The organism is Bradyrhizobium sp. ORS 278 (assembly GCF_000026145.1).
Classification (GTDB): Bacteria; Pseudomonadota; Alphaproteobacteria; order Rhizobiales; family Xanthobacteraceae; genus Bradyrhizobium.
Genome location: NC_009445.1, coordinates 4,493,375 through 4,516,219 on the forward strand (window position 1 = coordinate 4,493,375; position 22,845 = coordinate 4,516,219).

A 22,845-nucleotide genomic window follows, 5' to 3' on the forward strand; every position below is an offset into this window, starting at 1 on the left:
CAGAACCGGACATGCCGAAGCAAATTGTCGCTGATCGAGCTGCCAGTTCGGATTGCGACGAAGTCGCGTCTGTGCCTGATCGCCTCCGAGCCGCATGAAGCAGGAACGAGGCGACAAGTGGATCTGGACGTCTATTTGTCGAGATAGACGTCGGCGAAGCTTGCATTTATCCCGGTCACGCCGAGCGTGTGGTTCCTGACCTTCTTGCTGAACAGCGTCACGCCATCCGGCGCGACCAGATGGATCGCGGCGACGTCGTCATAGGGTCTGTACCTAATTGATGCATTCTGATTCTGTTGGACCGAAATGATTCGGCTCAGGGGAATTCGATGCGCAAAGGACTGTTCTGGCTGAGCGATAGGCAGTGGGCTCGTGTCGAGCCGCATCTTCCAACGAACCAAACAGGCCCGGCGCGCGACGACGATCGGCGCATCATCAGCGGCATCGTACATATGCTTCAGTGCGGAGCGCGTTGGCGCGATTGCCCGCCAGACTATGGCCCCTACACGACGGTCTACAATCGGTTCAACCGCTGGGCCAAGCGCGGACATTGGCAGGCGATCTTTGAAGCGCTCGCCCGCTGCAGCGAGGACGGAGTGACCTTGTCCATCGACCCCACCTCGATCAAGGCACATCGCTCGGCAAGCGGCGGAAAAGGGGGGAGTATGAACAGGCGATCGGCCGCTCGCGCGGCGGACGGACCACGAAAATCCACGCGCTGAGCGATCCCGACTGCAGGCCTTGCGCATTTCATCTCACTCCGGGCCAGGACGCAGATATTGTTGCGGGGAGGCCACCACCCGGGGGTGTGAAGCCGCGGGGAGGCAAGAATACGGTTGCAACACGACCGAAAGGCACGAAACGCGCAGCAAAGAGGAAGCAGCATGCCTGACGGAAATGTCACCTTCTCTATCAAGAGGCCGGCAAAAACGAAGCGGCAATTACCATCCCGGACGACACCCCTGCGGTTCTAGCTCAGAGAAGAAGCACCCTCGGCAGCCGCCAAGGCGGTCCGCCGCTCCACCCCCGCCCCGTGCGAAGATCTAACAGTTAGCTAGCATCCTTGATTGATCAAGGACGAGGGCCTGCGCCGCCGATCCCCACGGCCAAGTGTCGATTTGCAAGCGCGACATGTCCGGCCACACACGCTTTCCGGCTGCCGCTCTCGAATCGGCTGCGGACGCAAGTGTTTCTACAACGCGACGACGAGAACAAGCAGGCTGCCTCGGCCGCCCAAAGGCAGGATTCCGTCTTTCGTGAGTGATCAACGTTTCATCGGGTCGTTGACCGGGCTGAGCTTCATCGCCGCAGCGACGGTGGCAGTGGGACACGGCGCTCCCTCGCTGGGTCGCGGTTGGCCTGCAGAGCTGATTGCGCAGGTCAGCAGCATCGGCATGACCATGTTCTTCGTGTTGAGCGGGTTCGTCCTCTGGCTGAATGATGCGCATCGGTTTCAAGGGCCTTCCATCAGAGGCGCCCTTCGGGAATTCGCAATCGCCCGCTTCGCCCGCCTCTATCCGATGTACGCTGCCCTGGTGGTGGCTATCGTCGCCTACCTCTCGATCGCTCGCGGGCTGTCCGCTCCCTCGCTCGGCTTCATTCTCACGATGACGCAGGCTTGGTTTCCGGTTTTGAACGGCACGATGCTTGTGGCCGTGGTTCCGTCATTGACGCACCTATGGTCGATCAGCGTCGAGTTGTTCTTCTACCTGCTCTTTCCATTAATCTGTGTCCTCTTGGCAGGCGTCGAGCGACTCGCGACGATCATCTTGCTCGCGGCCTTGAACATCCTGGCGTTCGCGCTCGCCATCCTGGCATTCTTCACGTTCGGCGACGCTACGCTTCGAGTGCTCGCGCCGAGCCTTCAACATAACGGCATGCAGTGGCTCACCTATTATGCGCCCTATCTGCACGTAGCAGAGTTTCTGGTTGGTTGCTTTGCGGCGATGATCCATCAAAACCGGGCACTCGCCGAACACAGCGCGGCCGACCGCTACAGTGTTACGGCGCTGTTCTGGCTGTCTCTCGCGAGCCTGGCCTGCGCCCCGGTTCTGCTGTTCGCGCAGCCGCGGCCACCGGGCTGGTCATTTTCGATCGAACTCGCGGTCAGGCTGATCGAGATCGTTGGCTTCTCGATCCTCTTCGTCGCCGCCAGCCATTACGGTCATGCTCGCTGGCTGTCGTCCCGTCCCATCATTCTCGGCGGCGAATGCAGCTATTCGATCTACCTGCTACATCCTTTCCTGATCCGGCTTGCCATGATCGGCAAGCCCGACGAGCCGAATGTCATTGAACTCCTCCTGCGGCTTGCCCTGTTCGTTGCGATCATCACTGCAGTCGCTTGGATCACATACGTCCTGATCGAGGCTCCCGCGCGGGCCAAAATTCGCCAAGCCTTCGGTACAAGCGCACCTCGCGACGTCATGCAGGCCAAAGCCGGTTGAGACCAGAAGCCTAAAATAGGCGATGTCAAACACAGTGCATCACGCACTATGATACCGAGAAATTATTCGGAACATTTTGCACGAATTTAAGACGATCACTGCATTGTCCGCCGCATTGGAAAGGCATGGATGAAGCGATGATTGTTCAGATCACGGCGATGTGCGAGGCCAACGGATCGATTCTGGCTGCCACCTGCTACGACGACAGTGATCAGCAGGCGCGCGCGACCGCCGTCATCGGGCTTCTTAAAAAGGTTCTTGCCTCTTCCGACGATGTCGAGAACCAGCGCCTATTCACGCTCGACATCGGCACCGCTGAACCTGCGTGGTCAGTCGCGGGGGCGTAAATCGGGGCGCACCTGGAGGCAGGCCTGAAGCGCCCCGACCAGCCCGCATTCCCTGGGCCGGATCATTCACCTGATGATACAAGCCCTGGCTTGGCGGCTCCATCTGTATCCGGCCCCACAAGGAGGCCTGGGCCTAGTCCCTGCCGGGCATTCATTCCAAACCGGGGACCCAGTCTCCCAGCCGTCTACGACGCAGCCGCCGTTGCGCGCGACATGGCATCCGGGACCACAGGACTCGTTCGCGATCGCAGTCGTCCCTTCTGCCGCAAGGCCCATCAACACCGCGGCAAGAAACATCAGCCTCATCGATCTGCTCCAAGGTCAGCCGGTCGGCTCATTCCCTCGCATTATCGGCAAGCACAAAGTGCTCGGACCGTTCCAGCAAAAACATAAGACGTCTCCGATTCGAGGGCGCCTCATTCGGGCTGGGAAGTCTGCCAGTTGCATGTGACGAAACACCGCGCAGGCCGTCACAGATCGGCCTTGTTCTCTACATGACAAAGCCACAACCAAATATGGAAATCTGCCAAAGTTCGGTACGGCGAAAATATGTGAATCATAGTACGTCGGATGGCGGGGCTGGACACGATGGCACGGTGAACGTCACCTCTTCACATCAAACGTAACAAAAAGAACTGATTTCCACCACGAAGCGACAACAGTTTCGGATGGACCGGGGTGAAGCGCTCACCAGGGCAACATCATGGCTCGAAAATTCACGCCACGCGAAGTTATCGCGAGATCCTACCCCAGTTGGGATTTTGCCATGTCCGATCGATTGATCGCATGGCTTGATCACTGCGGGTATGAAATCGTCAAAAAGAGGCAGGAGCTGGCTGCCAAGGCTGTCACGCGCGAGTTGCATGCGGAGGTGGTCGACGCATGACGATGAGCAGTTCGAGTGCGCTGATCGACGCCAAATGATGCATGAGATTTAGCGGTCGCAGGAACGAGCCACCTCTCCGGGGGTTCAACAGGCAAAGCATGACCGAGCGCCATTGAACGTCACGGGATCAAGGACAACGCATGTCTCGCAAGCTCACACCCCGCCAAGCGATCGCCCGCTCATATCCGACCTGGGACTACGCCATGGCCGACCGGCTCATCGCTTGGCTTGACGATTGTGGCTACGAGATCGTCGAGAAGGCGGCGCATCCGGACGCGAGCCTGGTCCCTGCAACGGAAGACGAGCCGCCGCTATTGGAGAGATCTGAATTGTCTCGCAGCGGCTGACCCGATAACCACCGGCGAGGCCATTGCCAAGAGAAGGTCGCTGTGGACCTGATCGCTCACGCCAATAGCTGCTTCTCGATCTCGTAGACCGGCAGCTTGACCAGGTCCTTTTGGACCTCGCCATGAATGGCCTTGCGCACGGCTTCGGAATAATCAGCTCGAATCATGCCGAGCGCTCTTGGCGACGCCACCATCGTCAAGGCTTTGGTCTCACCGGCAAGGACAGCATGATGAAGCCGGTCCGCGATCTGCTTGAGGAAGGCGCGCTCGGCCTGATCATGCCAATCGGTCTGCTCCACGGAGCTGCGAGCATGACCGAACGACTGATGTACCGAGCCGGGCGCATCGGTCCCCTGCGCGCTCGTCCGGTCGTTGTCCTGCTCGTGGACCTCCTTGGTGTGAAGGTTCGGAAACATGCTGTCGCCGATATTCTCCAGGATCAGCGCCTTGCGCCCGTCGCAAACAACCACCCAGTCGCCCGTTCCGACCTTCATCTTGTCCATGAGCCTACTCCGTCATAGCGCGGGCCCTTGGGGCGACGCGAGCCAAGCCCTAGAGGCTTTCTTCGAAATCTTCCAGCGACAGACCGAACGCCGACAGCGCCTCCTCCAGATAGTCGCCGAGCATCGGCGTCTCAATCAGATAAGTGGCCGTGCGATTGTTATGGGCCTGAGCGGCCTGCGCGCGAAGCTCATCCCAATTCTCGAGCGAGCCATCGCCACGGCCGAGCCATGTCAACGCGACGAGGTCGATCTGTTCGTCGACATTGAGACCTTTGATGAAGCTGACGAGTTCAGAGCGGTCGGTGCTGTGACCGCGCCCGCCAGTCCCCGGCGCCGAATCGTCGTCCGTCAGATCTGCGAGCAGATCCGGCTCGGCGGCTTCCATCTCATATTGATGAGCCTTCGTCACGACGAAGGCCACCTTCTCCGGCGAGATGGACAGGTTGGGCGGGCTGGTCGTCATTTTGCGTCTCCCTGGGGCCAAGGGGAATGCACCTTTGTCCCATCGAGGTGACGCTAGGCGCTCTGAAGGGAGCGCACTTTGCGCAAGATCAAGGCAGTCCGACGGCGCAAAGGGCCGCTCTCAGCTGCGGGCGATCAGCGCTGCCATGAACATGGCGTTGTTACCAGGTCGAGAAGAATCCGCCGAAATGAGGCTGCTGCGCGACCAGGATCATGGGCTTGCCAGGGTGAGCCTTCGCGGCTTTCCGCTTCCTGCTGTCTGCGGGCTTGCTGCCGCTCTCTGACATCTTCGTCGCTGCACGGGGACCCTCAACCGCTGCCGCAGCGATCGTCTCGCGCTTTGTGTCGGCGGCATGCATCTGTGCGAAAGCCTCGCGCGGGTTGGACCGGTTGGGCTCGCCCGAGATGGGCGCAGGTTGCTCGGCCTTCGCCACGGTCACCGGCGTCGGCGCCGGGATCGAGGTATCCATGACAATGCGCTCAGGCCACTGGCGGCTGGATTTGATGCGGACCGCGGGCAGATCAGAAGCCGAGGTGATATTCGCCGGGAGCGGTACGCTGGGAAGGACGGCGTCAGCGAGGACCAGCAGGGCGAACAAAGCACCGCCGACACACAAAAAGTAACGCAAGATAGGCATAATTCACCGCTCCGTCGGCTCGATCGAGCCGACCATCCACCTTAACGGAGGCCATGACAGTATGTTCCCGGGTCAACCGATCAGGTTCAACGACCAACGGAAACTAGCGCGACATAATTAGATTTTCGTCGCTGCAACCAGCGCGCATTTGGCCGTGCTGACATTAACGTTGACAAATCCGACATGGACTGCGGCGAAGGTCTTGCGGCTTTGCGACCGCACCTCTCCCGGAACAATGCGGCGGCGGTCGGTGACATGGCCGCCGTCGCGCCGGTTAAAGGCACAGCTGATTTCGACGTCCTTGACGGCGAAATCGTTCGTGTTCCGCAGCGTGAAGGTGACAAGAGCCTTCGACCCCAGACCGCCCCGCCGCCACGACTGGGAGCTGATCCGCAGACCGGACAACACGTCCGAATTGACGGCCGCGGGCCGCTCGGGCTGCGCCACCGACCTCAGGCTCGCATTGGCGTCCATCGGACTGTGCGCGGCGCCCAGCGAAGCCGGGGCCACGCTGGAACTCTCTGGCATGGCCGGAACGACAGGCGGAAAGCCGCGCAAAGGACCTGTCCCATCCTCGTCACCCGCATATTGCGGGCGCTCATGGCTCATGACGAGCTGCGCGAGATTGCCGTCGGCCGTGTCGGCGTCGTCCATGGACAGCACCAGCCACGCGACCACGCCCGACATGATCAGCGCGAGCGCCAGCAGTCCCAGCAATCCGATTTCGAGCGGAATTTGCACGCCGCCGCGCCGGCTTGCGGCTGGTGACGCCCTCGTGCCGAGCTTTCGTCTCAATACACGAGAGAGAGCCGCGCTCATTGCTGTCTGCACCATCGGCTGCCCGGCGAGGCGTTTGGGGCTACGATTGACGAATGTTCATCGTGTGTCATGCAAAGCCGACAATTGGAGGGCAGGCCCGGATATCGGCAGAGCCACACTGGCGTAGCCGCCGGCGAGCCAGTAAACAGGCGCTTTGTTGCCGACCTAGCCCAAACGCGGCCGCTGCCCTGGCGGTTCACTGTTCGAAAGATCTCGACGATGCTGCAAGTCACCTGGGACCACATCCATCTGCGCAGCCCGGACCCGGACGCCACCGCGACCTGGCTCCAGGACGTTCTCGGCGGCGAGATCGTCCGCAATCCCGGCCGCATCGACGTCAAGCTCGGCGGCGCGAGCGTGTTCATCGCCAAGGTCGAGCCTGGCGACGGCGTCCATGCGCCGCCGGTGACGCCACACCAGGGCCTCGATCATTTCGGCCTCAGCGTGAAGGACATCGACGCCGTGGCGGCCGAGCTGAAGGCCAAGGGCGTCACCTTCACGACCGAGCCGACGACGATCCGCCCCGGTGTGCGCATCTGCTTCATCCGCGGGCCCGAGGGCATCTCGATCGAGCTCCTCGAGCGCGACAAGAAATACACCTGAGCGCGGTCCCGCCTACGTCATGCTGCCCGGCATGAAGCAGCGGATCGAGAGACCCTGATAACCGCGCATCGGCCAGACCATGGCGCGGCCGACGCGGTTGGGCTCGGTGATCACGGCGTCATCCGGAACGTCGAACCACTCGCCCTCAATACGGACCCGATAGTGGCCGCCCTTGCTCTCCCAATCGACATCGCTTACGGCGCTGCCGTCGGCATCGGAGCAGCATGGGCCCTTGCCGCTGCGCAATCCGTCGAACCAAGCCTTGATGTCGGGCGATGAGTTCGCCCACTGACCACGGTCACGCGCCTGTGCGGGCGGCGCGGCGAGCGCGATCAGCAGTGCCGCGCCCGTCATCTGAATGGGAGGCTTCCAGCGTCCAGACTGCTGCCGCCTTGAAGCGGTGTGACTGACAACCGAACACTCAGCGCGATGCGGCGCATGGCCGCGTGACACGATCCATTTGCTCATTTCCATCTGGCTCCTGCACCACTCCAGGGTGCGCCAATGATGATGCATCAACCGGGCCAGATTTTGATTCGATCGCAGCTTCGTGAGAGTCAATCCGGGGATCGACGTAGTTGCGCCGCGCCGATCGCGAAAGCGCGATCGTGACTACTCGGCCGCCTGCTCCAGCGGCGCCGTGCGCGGCAGAATGATCTGAACACGCGTGCCCGCGCCGGGCTCCGACTCGAGATCGAGCCGGCCGCCGAGCCTGTTGGTGACGATGTTGTAGACGATGTGCAGCCCGAGCCCCGTGCCGCCCTGGTCGCGCCGCGTCGTGAAGAACGGATCGAAAGCGCGGCGGCGGACATCGAGCGACATGCCGCAGCCATTGTCGGAAAAGATGATCTCGACATTGTCGCGCCCGGACTCGCGCGCCTTGATCTCGATCGTGCCGCCGCGGCCGTCCGGAAACGCATGGGCGACGGCATTGAGGAACAGATTGGTCAGGACCTGGCCGTAAGGGCCGGGATAGCTGTTCATCAGCAGATTGGGCTGACAGTCGACATTGACCGTCAGGTTCTGTCTGCGCACGCCCGGGCGCAAACTCATCACCACCTGCTCGGTGAGATCGGCGAGATCGAAGCTGCGCTGGTCGGAGTAGTTGCGGTCCGCCGCGACCTGCTTGAACGACTGGATCAGCTCGGCCGCGCGGTTGAGGTTGGCGACCAGTTGAGCGGCAGCATTGCGGCTGGTCTCGATGAACTCATTGAGGCTCGATTTCCGAAGCTCGCCGCGCGTGACCGCTTCGCTGAAGCGCTCGGTCTTGCGCTCGAGAGCGGATGCCACCGTCAGGCTGATGCCGACGGGGTTGTTGACCTCGTGCGCAACGCCCGCGACCATGCGTCCGAGCGCCGCGAGCTTCTCCGCCTCGATCAACGAGGCCTGAGTCTCGCGCAGGTTCCGGAGCGCCGTCTCGGCTGCCTCCTTGGCCTTGCGCATCTCGTGCTCGCTCTTCTTGCGCTCGCCGATATCGAGCGCCACGGTGACGATCTTGTCGACCTCGCCGTCGGCATCGAGCAGCGGCAGCTTGTTGACGAGCCACTGGCGCATGACGTTGCAGGAATCCAGGTATTCTTCCTCGTAGAAGCCGAGGCCGGCCTTGGTCGCCAGCACGCGCTTGTCGTTGCCGTCGGTCTTGCTTGCGCCATAGCGCGACATCAGCTCGCCCGTGGTGCGCCCCAGCGCATCCTCAGGCTCGACGTTGAAGATTCCGGCCATGTAGCGGTTCATCAGCACGTAGCGCAGCTCGCGATCCTTGACGTTGATCACGGCTGGCACGGTGTCGATGACCTGCTGCAGCAGGCGCCGTCCTTCGGCGATCGCATCTTCCGCGCGCTTCTGGTCGGTGATGTCGCGAACGACGCCTTCGTAGCGCACGACCTCGCCGCTCTCGTCACGCACCACAGTGGCGCTGTCCGAGAGCCAGCGAATCTCGCCATTGCGCCGGCGCACCTGGTATTCGAACTCGCGGACCATGCCGTCGCGCCGCATCAGCCGCTGGTAGCGCTCGCGCGCCAGCGGATGCACATAGATCGTGTCGGCGATGTCGTTGACGCTCTGGATCAGTTCGCTCGGAGACTCGTAGCCCATGATGCGCGCCAACGCCGGATTGGCATTGAGCACGAGGCCGCTCGGCGTGGTCACATAGATGCCGTCAATCGAGGCTTCGAACAGCTTGCGATAGCTCTCCTCGGCGAGCCGCTGCTCGGCGAGCGCGCGCACCGCCGCCTCGCGCGCGGCATCGGCATCCTGCAGCGTCTGCCGGAACACTTCGGCGGCGCGCGCGATGTCGCCGATCTCGTTCTGGACGTCGGTCTGCGGGATCGAGGCCGCCTTCTCGCCGGCGGCCAGCGCGCGGATCGAGCGCGCGATCGAGGCCAGCGGCTTCACCGTCCGGCGTACCACGAACCACGCGGCAAAGATGCCGATCAGCACGCCTGACGTGCCGAAGAGGATGCTCTGCCATTTCGTTTCCGCGAGCGTGCGCGCGAAGTCGCGCGACAGCACCTTGCCCTGGCTGGCGCTGAGCGCCCGCAACAGCTCGGTGACGCGGCCGATCAGCCGGCCCTCGATGCCGAGCACCTCCTTGTCGAGCCGGCCGATCTCGTCCTCGGTGCCGGAGATCTCGATGATCGCCTCGGCATAGCGGTCCACAGCCTTGCGCAACGTCGCATCCTCGATCGGCAGCGCACGCATGCTGCGGGCCGCCTGCTCGGCACCGGCCGGATCACGCGCCAGCAGCGCCGCTCCGACCTGGTTCTGCACCTGGAACAGGGCCCGCGCAGTGCCGCGATCGGTGACACCGGCGATCGCCGCTTCAAACCCCTCGCGCGCCGCCGGCAGAACGGAGAGCAGCTCGGCGCGCAGTGCGATCAACGCACTGATCCGGCCGATGCCTTCGCGGTAGTTCGTCAACCGCTGCGAGACGCCGTCGATGGTCGCCTGCTGCTCCGGCGCCAGCTGCAGCCGCGTCTTCTTCAGCAGCGCGCTCAGCTCGGTCGCAGCCTCCATCACACGATCGGAGCGCGAGGCGGGATCGGTGACGAAATCGCGCGCCGCGAGCCGCAGCTCGTTCATGCGCTGATCGATCTCCTCGGCGAGATCGCCGACGCCCTGCAGCCGCTGCAGCTCGGCAAAGGTCGAATCGATGTGGCGGATGGCGATCACGCTCGCCATGCTGGTCGCGGTGATGACGGCCAGCAGCAGCAAAAAACTGCCAAAGATCATCCGCCCGATCGTGAGAGATCGGAGACGATCACAGGCCAAGCCGAAATCAACGTTTTTACTCATGGGATCCGATTGTCGGAACCGCAGTATATACGAGCCGCCACGCGGCAACTAGAACAAATCAGGAACAATGGGCATCTGGGCATCACGGCCAGACGAAAAATGACGTGTGCGGTTAACCTGCCGCACCGAACGCGAACACTTCCCCATCATAACCGGCTTCGCGCGGAATGCGCAGTTCGCGACCGCCGTCGGCGGTCTTGGTCATGACCGGCATCACCGTCACGATATCCATGACACGCGCCGCGGCAAGAGCATCGGCCACCGCCGGCTGCTTGCCGAGCCGGATCAGGTTCCGGGTGGTCGGGAACGGCAGCTTGAAGCGGCCGTCGTCGCCGCCTGCGAGCGCCTCGCGCGGCGACACCCAGATCGAGTCGGTCGACTCCCGGCCATCATGGGCACCGAGCTGATCCGGCGGCGCGGCCGCCAGGAAGAACCAGGTGTCGAAGCGCTTCGGCATGCCCTCGGGCGTGATCCAGTGCGCATAAGGCACAAGCGCATCCAGCGCCAGCACGAGGCCATGCCTCTCGATGACTTCGCGGAAGCTGATCTTGCTCTCGCACAGCGCAAGGCGATGCGCCGCCTCTATCTGACGGGCTGCCTCGGCCTCGATCAACGCCACCGCGCCCTTGCGGCGCGCCAGCAGGATGCCGCTCTCCTCGAAGGTCTCGCGGACGCCGGCAATCCGGAAGCCGAGCGCCTCGGCGTCGAGACCCTGGCCACCGGCATAGAGTTCGGGAGTGCCGGCGATCTCCTGATCATCCTTGTCCACGCTGCCGCCCGGAAACACCAGGGCGCCCGAGTTGAACTCGATCTGATGGTGACGCACCATCATGAATACCTCGATCTCGCGAGTGGCCGCGCTGTCGCGCAGCAGCAGCACGGTCGAGGCGGGACGAACGGCGGCAGCCTCAGTCATGGTTACTCCGCGGCAGTGGCCCGGGGTTGCAGGTTGGCACGGGCGTCGTAGCGGGCGACGCGCGACAGCAGATAGTCGACCTCGGCCTTGGCCGCGGCGCTGATGGCGGACGCCGGCTTGCGCTGCGCGGCGGAGGCGATCGCGCCGCGCTTCTGCAGCACGTATTTGCGCACGGCGAGCCCTGCCCCCGGCTGCTGCTCGTAGCGCACCAGCGGCAGATGCGCGTCGAACAGGTCATGCGCGGCATCGCGCTTGCCGGCCTGCGACAGCTTGACGACGTCGACCAGCATCTCCGGAAAAGCGTAGCCGGTCATCGCGCCGTCGGCGCCGCGCTCCATCTCGAAATCGAGGAACAGGCCGCCATTGCCGCACAGGATCGACAGCGGCTTGAGCGAGCCGTCCTTCTGGAAGCCGCGCAGCGCCGAGATCTTCTCCAGGCCGGGCCAGTCCTCGTGCTTGAGCATCACGCAGGACGGGCTGTCCATGACGATCTTGCGGATGACGGCCGGCGTGAACTGGACCTGCTGGGTCAGCGGATAGTCCTGCAGCACCCAGGGAATGTCCTCGCCGATCGCCTCCTGAGCCTGCTTGAAATAGCCGGTGATCTGGTCGTCGGTGCGCAGGCTCGGCGGCGGCGCGATCATGACGCCGGCGGCGCCCGCATCCATCGTGGCGCGGGCCAGCGCGCGCATGGTGGCGAAGCCCGGCGATGACACGCCGACGATGATCTGCATGGTCTTCGCGCGCTTGACGAAGCGGATCGCCACCTCGGCGGACTCAGCCGCGTCCAGCTTCGGCGCCTCGCCCATGATGCCCAGCACGGTGATGCCGTCGCAGCCTGCCTCGGCATAGAAATCGACCAGGCGGTCGATCGAGGTTTCGTCGATGCGGCCGTCATCGTGGAACGGCGTCGGCGCGATCGCGAAGGTGCCCTTGGCGGCGGCGGTGAGCTTCATCGTCTGGTCTCCAATCTCTCTGGCCTCGTTTCGGAAGGCGCTGCCCGGCGCAGGCGCGGACTCGCGTACGGCCGATCATCGTTCTGGATTCCGGAACCTGTCTTTCGCCTCGCTCTCCGAGTTTGGGCGGGCGGTCCGGATCGGCGCCAGACATACATCAAAACCGCCGCGCGGACTTTCGAATCTCGTCCTCCGAAAAGAATATCTCCCCTGCATGTTCAGCGATGTCCTCCGCTTTCCAGGACGAGGACGGCGGCTTCCAGCCGTCCATTTCCATCATGCGCAACTCGCGCACGCCGCGCGGCCCGGAGACGCCGAGCACCTTGCCGGTCTGGTCGCCGGAGAGGTGGCTGACCATGTAGAGCACGGCCGGCGCGATGCCCTCCGGCGTCAGCGCCGCGCCCGGGTTCTCCTTGTAGCGCGGCAGGTCGGCGGTCATCCTGGTCAGCGCGCCCGGCGCCAGGGTCCAGACGCGGATGTTGTACTTGCGGCCCTCGATCGCCAGCACGTTGGACAGGCCCCAGATACCGCCCTTCGCCGCGCCGTAGTTCGATTGGCCGAAATTGCCGATCAGGCCCGATGTCGACGAGGTGTTGACGATGACGCCGCCGCCATTGTCGCGCATCCAGCGGAACACCGGCAGCGTGCAGCAGAAGGTGCCCTTGAGGTGCACCTGGATGATCTTGTCCCAGTCGGCCTCGCTCGACTTGGCGAAGGTCTGGTCGCGCAGGATGCCGGCATTGTTAACCAGGATGTCGGCGCGGCCGAAATGCCGGATGGCATCGTCGAACACCGACTGACCGCCGGCCATGGTCGAGATGTCGGCGCCATTGGCAACCGCCCGGCCGCCCTTGGCCTTGATGGCGGCGACCACCTGCTCGGCCATCGACAGATCGGAGCCGGAGCCATCACGCGGGCCGCCGAGATCATTGACCACCACCGCCGCGCCCTCGCGCGCGAACAGTTTTGCGTAGGCCTCGCCGAGGCCACCACCTGCGCCGGTGATCAGCGCCACCTTGCTATCAAGTAGTCCCATGGGTGTCCTCCTGCGCTTTACGGTTGCAGCCCCGCTGCCGTTTGTTCACCTCTCCCCGCGTGCGGGGAGAGGTCGGATTGCATCGAAGATGCAATCCGGGTGAGGGGGACTCTCCGCGAGTCCGGTGGGCGTGGCCGCCCCTCACCCCACCCTCTCCCCGTAAAGAACGGGGAGAGGGAGCCGACGGCCAGTGGCCACCTTACTAACTGAGCACCGTCTTGCCGTTCTTGATGACGGTAATGTTGCGGTCCTTCACCCGCGCCTCGAACGAGATCACATCGCCGTCCTTCCACAGATCGACCGTGACAGTCTCGCCCGGAAACACCGGCGAGGAGAACCGTGCGGCATGCTGCTTGAACGCCGACGCGTCGTAGTCCGCATAGGTCTGCAGCACGGCGCGGCAGGTCAGGCCGTAGGTGCACATGCCGTGCAGGATCGGCCTGACAAAGCCGGCGCGGCGGGCGAATTCGGGATCGGAGTGCAGCGGGTTGCGGTCGCCGCAGAGGCGGTAGATCAGCGCCTGATCGGGACGCGTCGAAATGTCGACGCTGCGGTCCGGCGCGCGTGACGGCACCGGATGCGGATCGGGGATGCCACTGGCCGGACCGCCGAAGCCGCCGTCGCCGCGGGCGAAGCGCGAAGCGACGAGGGTCGCCAGCGGCGCGCCGCTCTCGTCACGCAGGATGGTCTGGTGGCGGATCACGGCGCCCTTGTCCTTGCCCTTGTCGGACACGGCGAGGACGGAGGAGTCCGCGGTGATCTTCGCAGCGATCGCGAGCGGCTTGTGAAAGGTGATGTCGCGCTCGCCATCGACCACGAGCACGCGGTTGAGCTTCATGTCGCCGGGGCCCGCGCCCCACGCCGCGACCGACGCAAAGGTCGGCACCACCTTCAGCAGCCGCGGCTCGGCCGTGGCCTCGTTGACGAAGGCAAGCTCGCGCTCATCCATCGGATCGGCGCCCATGCCGATGCCGTAGGCGTACAGCATCACGTCGCGATCGGTGTAGGCATAGGGCTGCCCGATCGCCTTCATCGCCATCAGCTCATCGTAGTTGACCGGCATGTCGCCTCCCCCAATTTCTTTCTTCGTAGGGTGGGCAAAGCGAGCGTGCCCACCGTCTTCTTAGCAACGACCACGGTGGGCACGGCGCTCCGCGCCTTTGCCCACCCTACGCACTTTTCATCGGGCTCACAGCTCGAGCCACTATCGTCTTTGCGAGGAGCGAAGCGACGAAACAATCCAGAGTCGTGGAAATCACCCTGGATTGCTTCGCTGCGCTCGCAATGACGCGCGGCGGCATGTGCGCCCCCGCCTACACCGGCGTGAAGAACGGCAGCGGCGCGCCGTCGGTCGGCTTGAACACCACCTTCACCTTTTGGCCGATCTTCAACGCATCGAAATCACAATCGACGAAATTGGTCTGCAGCGACGGCCCCTCTTTCAACGTCACGTACCCGATCGCATACGGTCCTGTCGGCGACTTGCGCATGATCGAGAACGTGTAGATCTCGCCCTCGCCCGTGCTCTGCTCCCACACCGTCTGGTCGGAGAAGCAGAACGGGCAGATCGAGCGCGGGAAGTAGTGCGCCTCGCCACACGACGTGCAGCGCTTGATCAGGAACTTGCCCTCGGCGGCGGCGTCCCAGAACGGCTTGGTCTCGGGATTGGTGATCGGGGCCGGCAGTTTCTTGGCTTCAGACATCAGACGCGCTCCAGAATGCAGGTCGAGGCGGCGTGGCGCACGCCGAGCAGGCCACCGGTGCCGTGAGCAATCGCAAGATCGCAGTTCGGCACCTGCACCTTGGGATGGGCTTCGCCACGCAACTGGCGCACGGCCTCGATCACCTTGGTCATGCCGCCGCGGTTGACGGGATGGTTGCTGCACAGGCCGCCGCCATCGGTGTTGAACGGCAGCTTGCCGACACCGGAGATGAGGTTGCCATCGCTGACGAACTTGCCGCCCTCGCCTTTCTTGCAGAAGCCGAGATCCTCGAGCTGCATCAGCACGGTGATGGTGAAGCTGTCATAGATCGAGGCGTATTTGATGTCCTTCGGCGTGATCCCCGCTTCCTCGAAGGCGCGCGGGCCGGACCACACGCCGGCCGAGTAAGTCAGGTCGAGATCCTTGCCGCCGCGCGGGCCCTTCATCGCCTCGCCATGGCCGATCAGCCGCACCAGCGGCTTCTTCAGGCTCTTGGCGATCTCCGGCGTCGTGACGATCAGCGCGCCGCCGCCGTCGGTGACGACGCAGCAATCCATGCGGTGCAGCGGATCGGAGATCATCGGTGAGTTGATGACGTCCTCGACCGTCACCACCTCCTTCAGCATCGCATGCGGATTGTACTGCGCATGATGCGAGGCCGCGACCTTGATCCAGGCGAGTTGCTCCGAGGTGGTGCCGTAGTCGTGCATGTGGCGCATGGCGCACATGCCGTAGGCGTTGTGGGTGGTGGCGCCGTAGGCGGCTTCGAAATCGGCCTCGGTTCCCGCCGCGCGCGGCGGCATCGGACCGGTGCGCGGCTTGCCGGCGAGCGTGATCAGCGCGATCGAGCACTTGCCCGCGGCGATGGCCTCGGCGGCATGGCCGACATGGATCAGATAGGAGCAGCCACCGGTCTCGGTGGAGTCGATGTGCCGCACCTTCAGCCCGAGATAATCGACCATCGGCCAGGCGCCGCCCGGCGCATCACCGGCGCAGAAATAGCCGTCGACATCCTTGGCACTCAGCCCGGCATCCTCCAGCGCGCCCTTGGCAACCTCGGCATGCAGCTGCGCGGTCGATTTGTCCGGTGCGTGCCGAGTCGGATGCTCGTAGATCCCGGCAATGTAGGCCTTGCCCTTGATGGTCAACTCCGTCTCCGCTTGTCGTCGTTTCCAGCCCGATGGTTGGAGATTTTCTGGACCGTTGCAGGTGGCTTGGCAAGCGCGGAAAATATTCCGCAGGGTGGAGATGGCCACCGGTGCCACCTCGCACTAAGCCGTCGTCCCGGGCTTGACCCGGGATCCATACTCAGCGGCGGATGTTGTTGGATTCGATGGTCGACCAGCGAGCACTCTCACACCCGTCTGTGGTTATGGGTCCCGGGTCAAGCCCGGGACGACACCAGCGATGACGCGCGAGCGAGCCACGAAGTAGTACATTGCCCGCTACTTCACCCCCGCTGTCATCGCCCGGCTTGACCGGGCGATCCAGTATTCCAGAGACCGCAGTGATTGAATCGATGGGCCGCGGCGTACTGGATCGCCCGGTCAAGCCGGGCGATGACATCTGAGGGCTTGGTGACAACCGTCGCATCAAACACACGTCCGCGGCCTCGCGACACCTCAGCCCGAGTTATGCTGATCTCTTTCACCCTCATCAGTCGGAGGGCGCAGGGAAGGCCAGGCGTCGGCTGACGCCTGCGGCCCGCCTGCGAAAAAAAGCAGGCGGCAGGTACCACAGGTGCAGCCGAGAAACGCCCGGCCTTCCCTGCGCGATGGTCTTCACGCTTATACGCAGTCTGCCTGGTGCGCCGGGCTTGTTGGCCACCATGGTCCGCGCGGCGCGCAAGCGCCGTGACGGACGTAGCACCAGCATCGGGGTGCCAGCACGCTGCGACTTCACGTCCGCGGCCAAACCGTTCGTCCACGTAGCAAGCTACGCTGCGGCTCGATCGCGGCCATCGCTCCCCGCCCCGCGTGTCGTGACGATCGCGCGCAACGCCCCTCCGAGTGAGGCGGGATGGGGACAACAAAACACGTTTTCTGGTTTTCGTAAAGATAAATCTGCCCGACGGGCAGTTTGCGCAGAGCTGCGCTGCGACCGCTGCCGGGCTCGCCGGCTAGTGAGCCATGCCGGACCAGTGACTCTCGGTCAGGTCAGGCTGAGCCGTCCTGAACTGCGCCGATGCCACCGGCGACCACGGAAAGCAGCCGTCACGATCGGTGTAGATCAGTTGCAGGCATTCGAATCGATCACCGCCATAGAACCAGCGGCTCCATCCCAGATGATCGGCGTAGTGCCGTCTCGAGACCGGGAGCAGCATGGCGGGAGCGTTCATGAATATATCGGATGAGGGAGCGCCGACAGGAATACGTCGTCCGGCGTCAAGCTCGCGGTACAAATGCCAGAAGGTGTCGAGGGCAATCTGCATTGGCAGCGAGAACACGATCAGCTCGGGGTGATCGAATTTCAGACAGAAGCCGGTCGTATAGGTAAAGCTTGGTCCTTCTTCATCCGCGCCGACATGAATCGCGAACCAGCCATGCTCGCGGATTTTCGCAACGAATCTTTGCTCTTTTTCATCAAGCATATCCGGATCAGCATCGAGCGCCGTGCGCATCTGCCCTACCCCAAATCGACTCATAGACTGCTCGCGATGCTCCAAACGATTGCTTCGTCGCCGCGCTCCTCGCAAGGACGGTGAGGCCGTAGGGTGGGCAAAGGCGCGACGCGAAGCGGCGCGACGTGCCCACCATAGGGCTCCCAGGCGACGGTCCGACGGTGGGCACGCGCCGCCCTCGGCGGCGCTTTGCCCACCCTACGGCCCTACTCCGCCGCCATCTGGCGCGGCGCGGGTGGCGGGTTGGCGAGGTCGGCGGCCAACTGCGCGTAGCGGACCTTGGCGTCCTGTACGGCCTTGTCCTTCACCGGGCCGTAGCCGCGGATCTTGTCCGGGAGAGACAAGAACTCGGCCGCGATCTCGGCATTCGCCGGCGACAGCAGGCCGAGCACCGTCGCGACGTCCTTCTCGTAGCCGGCGATCAGGTCGCGCTCCATCTTGCGCTCGGCGGAGTAGCCGAAGATGTCGAGCGGCGTGCCGCGCAGGCCCTTGAGCTTCGCCAGCAGCCGGAACATCTTCATCATGCCGGGACCGTAGCTCTTCTTCTTCGGGCGGCCCTGCGGGTCCAGGCCTGAGTTGAAGATCGGCGGCGCCAGGTTGAAGGAGACCTTGTAGTCGCCCTCGAAGGCGTCGTGGAGCTGCTTCGCGAAGGTGCCGTCGGAGAACAGCCGCCCCACCTCGTACTCGTCCTTGTAGGCGAGCAGTTTGGCGTAGTTGATCGCGACCGCGCGCGGCAGCGCCTCGCCATAGCCGCCCTTGTCGGCGGCCTCGCGGACCTGGTCGACCAGCTTGCGGTAGCGCTTGGCGAGCCGGGCGTTCTGATACGACGTGAGGTGCGCCATGCGGTGGGCGATGATCTCGTCGAGCGTCATCGCGTCGAGCGATTTCGGCGGCACCGTCTCGTCCTGGCCGGTCATCATGCCCGCGACGCGCTCGGGATTGACGACGATGAGACGGCCGAGCCGGAAGGCCTCGGTGTTCATCTTGACCGCGACGCCGTTGATCGCGATCGCCTTCTCGATGGCCTCGGCTGACAGCGGCAGCAGGCCCTTCTGATAGGCATACCCCATCATCATCATGTTGGTGGCGATGGAGTCGCCGAGGAGCGCCTCGGCCGGCTTGGTGAAGTCGAAGAAGGTGGCGTCCTTGCGCAGCGCGGTCTCCAGGAGGCTCGTGACCTTGCGGTTCTGGAAGTTGAAGTCGCGGTTGAGCACGAAGTCGGCGGTCGGGATCAGATGGCTGTTGATCACGCCATGGGTGCGCTCGGAGTCGCAGAGCGTGATCGTCTCCTTGGCGCCGGCCACCACCTCGTCGGCCGCGATGACGAGATCGGCGGTGCCGGTGACGATGCGTGAGCAGGTCACGTCGGCGGTGTTCTCGGAGAGACGCACGTGGCTGAGCACCGCGCCGCCCTTCTGCGCAAGGCCGGACATGTCGAGGATCATCGAGGCCTTGCCCTCGATATGGGCGGCCATGCCGAGCAACGCGCCGATCGTCAGCACGCCGGTGCCGCCGACGCCGCCGACGGCGACGTTGTAGGGCCGGTCGAGCGAGGGCTTCTCCAGCGGCTCCGGCATCTCGCCGATGTCGCCGAGCTCGGCCGGCGCGCGCGAGCGCGGCTTGCCGCCGTCGATGGTGACGAAGGACGGACAAAAGCCCTTCACGCAGGAATAGTCCTTGTTGCACGAGGACTGGTTGATAATTCGCTTGCGGCCGAGCTCGGTCTCCAAGGGCTCGACCGAGATGCAGTTCGACTGCACCGAGCAGTCGCCGCAGCCTTCGCAAACGGCCGGGTTGATGAACACGCGGCGCTGCGGATCCTCCATCGTGCCGCGCTTGCGGCGGCGGCGCTTCTCGGCGGCGCAGGTCTGCACGAACACGATGGCGGAGGCGCCCTTGGTCTGGCGCAGGGTCTTCATGACGTTGTCGAGCTCGTCGCGATGCGCGAGCTTGACGCCCGGCGCAATGCTGTCGCTCGGATACGAGTCCGGATTTTCCGAGACCAGGTAGATCTCGCGGATGCCCTCGGCGTGCAGCTGGAAGGTGATCTGCTGCGGCGACAGATCGCCGTCATGGCGCTGGCCGCCGGTCATGGCGACGGCGTCGTTGTAGAGGATCTTGTAGGTGATGTTGGCCTTGGAGGCGACCGCCTGGCGGATCGCGAGGCTGCCGGAATGGAAATAGGTGCCGTCGCCGAGATTGGCGAAGATGTGCTCCTCGCCCGTGAACGGCGCGATGCCGACCCACGGCACGCCCTCGCCGCCCATATGCGTGAACGTCTCGGTGTTGCGGTTCATCCACAGCGACATGAAGTGGCAGCCGATGCCGGCCAGCGCGCGGCTGCCCTCGGGCACTTTCGTCGAGGTGTTGTGCGGACAGCCCGAGCAGAAATACGGCGTGCGCGCCACCGGCGACACCAGCTGCATCTGCGAGGCGTCGCGACCGTTGAACCAGTCAGCCTTGGCGCGCAGCATCGCCTTGATCTCGGGGTTGAGGTCGAGACGAAGAAGTCGCTCCGTGAGCGAGGTCGCCAGCGAAGCAACCGAGAGCTCGGTCGCGAACGGCAGGAAACGCTTGTCGTGGTCGTCCATCTTGCCGACGATGCGCGGGCGGACGTCGTCGCGCCAGTTGAACAGCTCCTGCTTGACCTGGTTCTCGACGATCTCGCGGCGCTCCTCGATGATGAAGATCTCCTCGAGGCCGACCGCGAACTGGCGCACCCCCTCTGGCTCCAGCGGCCAGGGCATGCCGATCTTGTAGAGACGAAGCCCGATCTTGGCGGCGACCTCCTCGGTGATCCCGAGTTCGCGCAGCGCCTGGCGGATGTCCTCGTAGCTCTTGCCCGACGCCATGATGCCGTAGCGGGCATTCGGGGAATCCATCGTGATGCGGTTGACCTTGTTGGCGCGGGCAAAGGCGATCGCGGCAAAGCCCTTGTAGTCCTGCAGCCGGCGGTCCTGCTCGAAGCGGTCGTCCGGCCAGCGCAGGTTCAGGCCGCCGGGCGGCAGCTCGAAATCCGTGGGGATGACGAACGGCGTCATCTCGTCATTGAGATTGATCTCGGCGGTGGTCTCCACCGTCTCGGTGATGACCTTCATGCCGACCCAGCAGCCGGAATAGCGCGACATCGCAATCCCGAGCAGGCCCATCTCGATCATCTCGTGGATCGACGAGGGATAGAGATAGGGCATCAGCGCCGACATGAAGGCGTGGTCGGACTGGTGCGGCACGGTGGAGGATTTGGCGCCGTGATCGTCGCCGGCGAGGCACAGCACGCCGCCGTTCTTGGCCGAGCCTGCCGCATTGCCGTGGCGGAAGACGTCGCCGCAGCGGTCGACGCCGGGGCCCTTGCCGTACCAGATGCCGACGACGCCGTCATACTTGCCGCCGGGCGACAGATGCAGCTGCTGCGAGCCCCACACCGCGGTCGCCGCGAGGTCCTCGTTCACGCCGGGCTGGAACTTGATGTTGTACTGCTCGAGATGCTTGCGCGCAGAGAACAGCTGCTGGTCGTAGCCGCCGAGCGGCGAGCCGCGATAGCCGGAGATGAAGCCGGCGGTGTTGAGGCCGGCGGCGCGGTCGCGCCGGATCTGGGCCATTGGCAGCCGGACCAGCGCCTGGATGCCGGTCAGGAAGATGTGGCCGGAGCTTGCGGTGTATTTCTGGTCGAGATTGATCTCGCTCTCGTTGATGCCCATTCCGCCCTCTTGCCGTGCTTTGTCGGGGTGCGCCGCTCACCGCCCTGGAGAGGAAGCGCACGTTCTGTCAACAATTTAAGTCGGCTTTTGAAGATTGCGCATCACAAATCTCGCGAACGCAGGGCAGCCAAACGAAATCGCAACTTCATGGCGGCCGATGGTCACGGCTTTTGCCGTTTGTGTCGGAAACAGCCGCTGCGGCGAAATGGGATGATATCCGGCATGGCTTGATGGCGCCCGCCGAAGGTTACCGAATCGTTGAGACTTGTGAATGGCGGCCACATTGTGCATTGCGATAGAATGGCGTCAGCTCTTGCCTTCGCCGGTGAACACGAACTGCGGCATGTTCCATTTGTGGCGGATCGCCAGCAGCCGGAACGACAGCCCGAACGCGAAGCTCAGCGCCGTGAGCACGCCGCTGCCGAGCCCGAGCGACAGGCCTGAGGCGTAGATCAGCCCGGTCAGCAGCGACACGCTGGCGTAGAGCTCGGCGCGAAACAGCAACGGCACGTCGTTGCACAGGATGTCGCGCAGCACGCCACCGGCGCAGCCGGTGATCATCCCGGCAACGATGACGATGCCGAACGGCACGCCCATCTGCCAGGCGATCTCGCAGCCGGAAATTGTGAAGACCACGAGACCAATCGCATCCAGCACGAGGAAGGCCGTGGTCAGACGATGAACGAGACGCGCCATGGCGATGGTCACGAACGGCGCCAGCACGGTCAGCAACAGGTAGGACGGCCGCTCGACCCAGGCGAGCGGATAATGCCCGAGCAGCACATCGCGCAGCGTGCCGCCACCGAGTGCAGTGACGGCGCCGAGCAGGCAGACACCCATCCAATCCATGCTGCGCCGTCCCGCAGCGAGCGCGGCCGTCATAGCCTGCGCCGCCAGCGCCACGAAGGACAGCAGATGCAGGACGCTGTCCGTCGGCGGCAAGTTCCACATGACACGCTCCAGAATCGCAATGTGTGCCAGGAACCTTAGCGCGCATCGTCAGTGATGAGATGGGGAATTCGTAAGGTTTCGCGGAACGGACCCGCGGCTGCGCATGTTGTCAGCAGACAATCGCTAGGAGGATGAGATGGCCAACGAACGGCTTCCGAACGAACGTTATCCTGACGGCATGAACCGGCCGGACATGAGCACGCGTCCCGGCGTGAGTGGGGCTGGCATGACCGGCGCCGGACTGACGGAGCCTGGAATGACCGGCGCCGAGTATGAACGTGCGGCGCAGATGGACAGCCGGCTGCAGCCGGACCCCGAACTCACCGAAGGCCGCGCCTCAGGCGGCCGCATAGTCGCGTATGCCGTCGGCATTGCGATCCTGCTCGGCGCCGTGTTCTACGGCCTGAACAACATGTCCGTGCACAACAACAACGAGGCGAGCACCACGCCGGCCTCGCAGACGGCCTCGAAGCAGCCGGCGCCCAACAGCTCGCCCGGCGTCACCACTGGCGCGGCTAGCGATCGCACCACCCCGCCGCCGTCGGCCCCGGCAGGCCAGACCAACAACACCGCCAAGTAACAACGCTCTTAGACTCGGCAGCAAACAATCTCGCGGATGGCC

22 protein-coding genes and 1 pseudogene are annotated in these 22,845 nt (G+C 64.0%); 7 read left to right on the plus strand and 16 right to left on the minus strand.

The window, feature by feature from the left end; genetic code table 11:
- Positions 1-329 precede the first annotated feature (329 nt).
- The 3 genes and pseudogenes from BRADO_RS34195 to BRADO_RS20030 all read left to right on the plus strand — a co-directional run.
- Positions 330-787, plus strand: a pseudogene (locus tag BRADO_RS34195) (IS5 family transposase); the annotation flags it as partial.
- 469 nt (positions 788-1,256) lie between these two features.
- Positions 1,257-2,444, plus strand: a complete 1,188-nt coding sequence (locus BRADO_RS20025) for an acyltransferase (RefSeq protein WP_011927164.1) — start codon at positions 1,257-1,259, stop codon at positions 2,442-2,444.
- Between the two features lie 125 nt (positions 2,445-2,569).
- Complete coding sequence (locus BRADO_RS20030) at positions 2,570-2,791, plus strand: hypothetical protein (protein ID WP_011927165.1); 222 nt, start codon at positions 2,570-2,572, stop codon at positions 2,789-2,791.
- Between the two features lie 66 nt (positions 2,792-2,857).
- On the opposite strand, the gene BRADO_RS36020 is transcribed toward BRADO_RS20030, so the two are convergent.
- On the minus strand, positions 2,858-3,097 hold the full coding sequence (locus tag BRADO_RS36020) for a hypothetical protein (protein WP_083794924.1): 240 nt from the start codon (positions 3,095-3,097) through the stop codon (positions 2,858-2,860).
- Between the two features lie 397 nt (positions 3,098-3,494).
- Between BRADO_RS36020 and BRADO_RS20035 the strand changes: the two genes are divergently transcribed.
- Both BRADO_RS20035 and BRADO_RS20040 read left to right on the plus strand, forming a co-directional pair.
- On the plus strand, positions 3,495-3,677 hold the full coding sequence (locus tag BRADO_RS20035) for a hypothetical protein (protein WP_011927167.1): 183 nt from the start codon (positions 3,495-3,497) through the stop codon (positions 3,675-3,677).
- A gap of 140 nt (positions 3,678-3,817) precedes the next feature.
- A complete protein-coding gene (locus BRADO_RS20040; RefSeq protein WP_011927168.1) occupies positions 3,818-4,024 on the plus strand; it encodes a hypothetical protein in 207 nt (68 codons plus the stop codon).
- A gap of 56 nt (positions 4,025-4,080) precedes the next feature.
- On the opposite strand, the gene BRADO_RS20045 is transcribed toward BRADO_RS20040, so the two are convergent.
- The 4 genes from BRADO_RS20045 to BRADO_RS20060 all read right to left on the minus strand — a co-directional run bounded on the left by BRADO_RS20045 (position 4,081) and on the right by BRADO_RS20060 (position 6,446).
- Positions 4,081-4,527, minus strand: coding sequence for a host attachment protein (locus BRADO_RS20045; protein ID WP_011927169.1), 447 nt, complete (start codon positions 4,525-4,527; stop codon positions 4,081-4,083).
- 49 nt (positions 4,528-4,576) lie between these two features.
- A complete protein-coding gene (locus tag BRADO_RS20050; protein ID WP_011927170.1) occupies positions 4,577-4,990 on the minus strand; it encodes a DUF3775 domain-containing protein in 414 nt (137 codons plus the stop codon).
- A 160-nt stretch (positions 4,991-5,150) separates the two neighbouring features.
- Positions 5,151-5,627 carry a hypothetical protein gene (locus tag BRADO_RS20055; RefSeq protein ID WP_011927171.1) on the minus strand — a complete coding sequence of 159 codons (477 nt, stop codon included), beginning with the start codon at positions 5,625-5,627 and terminating at the stop codon, positions 5,151-5,153.
- A 117-nt stretch (positions 5,628-5,744) separates the two neighbouring features.
- Positions 5,745-6,446 (minus strand): hypothetical protein, encoded by a 702-nt coding sequence (locus BRADO_RS20060; protein WP_173363509.1) that lies wholly within the window; start codon positions 6,444-6,446, stop codon positions 5,745-5,747.
- Between the two features lie 219 nt (positions 6,447-6,665).
- On the opposite strand from BRADO_RS20060, the gene BRADO_RS20065 reads away from it, so the two are divergent.
- Positions 6,666-7,049, plus strand: a complete 384-nt coding sequence (locus BRADO_RS20065; protein WP_011927173.1) for a VOC family protein — start codon at positions 6,666-6,668, stop codon at positions 7,047-7,049.
- 12 nt (positions 7,050-7,061) lie between these two features.
- Here BRADO_RS20065 and BRADO_RS20070 read toward each other — a convergent pair whose 3' ends face one another.
- The 11 genes from BRADO_RS20070 to BRADO_RS20120 all read right to left on the minus strand — a co-directional run bounded on the left by BRADO_RS20070 (position 7,062) and on the right by BRADO_RS20120 (position 22,223).
- Positions 7,062-7,517, minus strand: a complete 456-nt coding sequence (locus BRADO_RS20070; protein WP_041757615.1) for a hypothetical protein — start codon at positions 7,515-7,517, stop codon at positions 7,062-7,064.
- A 144-nt stretch (positions 7,518-7,661) separates the two neighbouring features.
- Positions 7,662-10,343 (minus strand): PAS domain-containing protein, encoded by a 2,682-nt coding sequence (locus tag BRADO_RS20075; RefSeq protein ID WP_011927175.1) that lies wholly within the window; start codon positions 10,341-10,343, stop codon positions 7,662-7,664.
- Positions 10,344-10,455: 112 nt separating this feature from the next.
- Positions 10,456-11,259 carry an NUDIX hydrolase gene (locus BRADO_RS20080; RefSeq protein WP_011927176.1) on the minus strand — a complete coding sequence of 268 codons (804 nt, stop codon included), beginning with the start codon at positions 11,257-11,259 and terminating at the stop codon, positions 10,456-10,458.
- A gap of 2 nt (positions 11,260-11,261) precedes the next feature.
- Positions 11,262-12,215, minus strand: a complete 954-nt coding sequence (locus tag BRADO_RS20085) for a dihydrodipicolinate synthase family protein (protein ID WP_011927177.1) — start codon at positions 12,213-12,215, stop codon at positions 11,262-11,264.
- Positions 12,216-12,372: 157 nt separating this feature from the next.
- Positions 12,373-13,251 (minus strand): SDR family oxidoreductase, encoded by an 879-nt coding sequence (locus tag BRADO_RS20090; protein ID WP_011927178.1) that lies wholly within the window; start codon positions 13,249-13,251, stop codon positions 12,373-12,375.
- Between the two features lie 202 nt (positions 13,252-13,453).
- Positions 13,454-14,314: a MaoC/PaaZ C-terminal domain-containing protein gene (locus tag BRADO_RS20095; RefSeq protein ID WP_011927179.1), complete on the minus strand. Its 861-nt coding sequence runs from the start codon at positions 14,312-14,314 to the stop codon at positions 13,454-13,456.
- A gap of 250 nt (positions 14,315-14,564) precedes the next feature.
- Entirely contained in the window at positions 14,565-14,954 is a 390-nt protein-coding gene (locus BRADO_RS20100) for a Zn-ribbon domain-containing OB-fold protein (protein ID WP_011927180.1), read from the minus strand.
- Complete coding sequence (locus BRADO_RS20105) at positions 14,954-16,102, minus strand: thiolase domain-containing protein (protein ID WP_011927181.1); 1,149 nt, start codon at positions 16,100-16,102, stop codon at positions 14,954-14,956. The genes BRADO_RS20100 and BRADO_RS20105 overlap by 1 nt, the downstream gene beginning before the upstream one ends.
- A 971-nt stretch (positions 16,103-17,073) precedes the next feature.
- Positions 17,074-17,574, minus strand: a complete 501-nt coding sequence (locus BRADO_RS20110; protein ID WP_041756756.1) for a DUF4262 domain-containing protein — start codon at positions 17,572-17,574, stop codon at positions 17,074-17,076.
- 206 nt (positions 17,575-17,780) lie between these two features.
- The gene (locus tag BRADO_RS20115) at positions 17,781-21,272 is read right to left on the minus strand and encodes an indolepyruvate ferredoxin oxidoreductase family protein (RefSeq protein ID WP_011927184.1); all 3,492 of its coding nucleotides are present in this window, start codon (positions 21,270-21,272) and stop codon (positions 17,781-17,783) included.
- 306 nt (positions 21,273-21,578) lie between these two features.
- The gene (locus BRADO_RS20120) at positions 21,579-22,223 is read right to left on the minus strand and encodes a trimeric intracellular cation channel family protein (RefSeq protein WP_011927186.1); all 645 of its coding nucleotides are present in this window, start codon (positions 22,221-22,223) and stop codon (positions 21,579-21,581) included.
- 136 nt (positions 22,224-22,359) lie between these two features.
- On the opposite strand from BRADO_RS20120, the gene BRADO_RS20125 reads away from it, so the two are divergent.
- Positions 22,360-22,803: a hypothetical protein gene (locus BRADO_RS20125; protein WP_011927187.1), complete on the plus strand. Its 444-nt coding sequence runs from the start codon at positions 22,360-22,362 to the stop codon at positions 22,801-22,803.
- The last annotated feature ends 42 nt before the right edge of the window (positions 22,804-22,845 follow it).

Coding starts and splice junctions, on each gene's coding strand:
- BRADO_RS20055 (WP_011927171.1), bottom strand. CDS start 5,627: ATGCCTATCTTGCGTTACTTTTTGTGTGTCGGCGGTGCTTTGTTCGCC.
- BRADO_RS20030 (WP_011927165.1), top strand. CDS start 2,570: ATGGATGAAGCGATGATTGTTCAGATCACGGCGATGTGCGAGGCCAAC.
- BRADO_RS20085 (WP_011927177.1), bottom strand. CDS start 12,215: ATGAAGCTCACCGCCGCCGCCAAGGGCACCTTCGCGATCGCGCCGACG.
- BRADO_RS20090 (WP_011927178.1), bottom strand. CDS start 13,251: ATGGGACTACTTGATAGCAAGGTGGCGCTGATCACCGGCGCAGGTGGT.
- BRADO_RS20050 (WP_011927170.1), bottom strand. CDS start 4,990: ATGACGACCAGCCCGCCCAACCTGTCCATCTCGCCGGAGAAGGTGGCC.
- BRADO_RS20065 (WP_011927173.1), top strand. CDS start 6,666: ATGCTGCAAGTCACCTGGGACCACATCCATCTGCGCAGCCCGGACCCG.
- BRADO_RS20110 (WP_041756756.1), bottom strand. CDS start 17,574: ATGCGCACGGCGCTCGATGCTGATCCGGATATGCTTGATGAAAAAGAG.
- BRADO_RS20040 (WP_011927168.1), top strand. CDS start 3,818: ATGTCTCGCAAGCTCACACCCCGCCAAGCGATCGCCCGCTCATATCCG.
- BRADO_RS20080 (WP_011927176.1), bottom strand. CDS start 11,259: ATGACTGAGGCTGCCGCCGTTCGTCCCGCCTCGACCGTGCTGCTGCTG.
- BRADO_RS20060 (WP_173363509.1), bottom strand. CDS start 6,446: ATGAGCGCGGCTCTCTCTCGTGTATTGAGACGAAAGCTCGGCACGAGG.
- BRADO_RS20125 (WP_011927187.1), top strand. CDS start 22,360: ATGGCCAACGAACGGCTTCCGAACGAACGTTATCCTGACGGCATGAAC.
- BRADO_RS20095 (WP_011927179.1), bottom strand. CDS start 14,314: ATGCCGGTCAACTACGATGAGCTGATGGCGATGAAGGCGATCGGGCAG.
- BRADO_RS20045 (WP_011927169.1), bottom strand. CDS start 4,527: ATGGACAAGATGAAGGTCGGAACGGGCGACTGGGTGGTTGTTTGCGAC.
- BRADO_RS20070 (WP_041757615.1), bottom strand. CDS start 7,517: ATGAGCAAATGGATCGTGTCACGCGGCCATGCGCCGCATCGCGCTGAG.
- BRADO_RS20075 (WP_011927175.1), bottom strand. CDS start 10,343: ATGAGTAAAAACGTTGATTTCGGCTTGGCCTGTGATCGTCTCCGATCT.
- BRADO_RS36020 (WP_083794924.1), bottom strand. CDS start 3,097: ATGAGGCTGATGTTTCTTGCCGCGGTGTTGATGGGCCTTGCGGCAGAA.
- BRADO_RS20115 (WP_011927184.1), bottom strand. CDS start 21,272: ATGGGCATCAACGAGAGCGAGATCAATCTCGACCAGAAATACACCGCA.
- BRADO_RS20035 (WP_011927167.1), top strand. CDS start 3,495: ATGGCTCGAAAATTCACGCCACGCGAAGTTATCGCGAGATCCTACCCC.
- BRADO_RS20120 (WP_011927186.1), bottom strand. CDS start 22,223: ATGTGGAACTTGCCGCCGACGGACAGCGTCCTGCATCTGCTGTCCTTC.
- BRADO_RS20100 (WP_011927180.1), bottom strand. CDS start 14,954: ATGTCTGAAGCCAAGAAACTGCCGGCCCCGATCACCAATCCCGAGACC.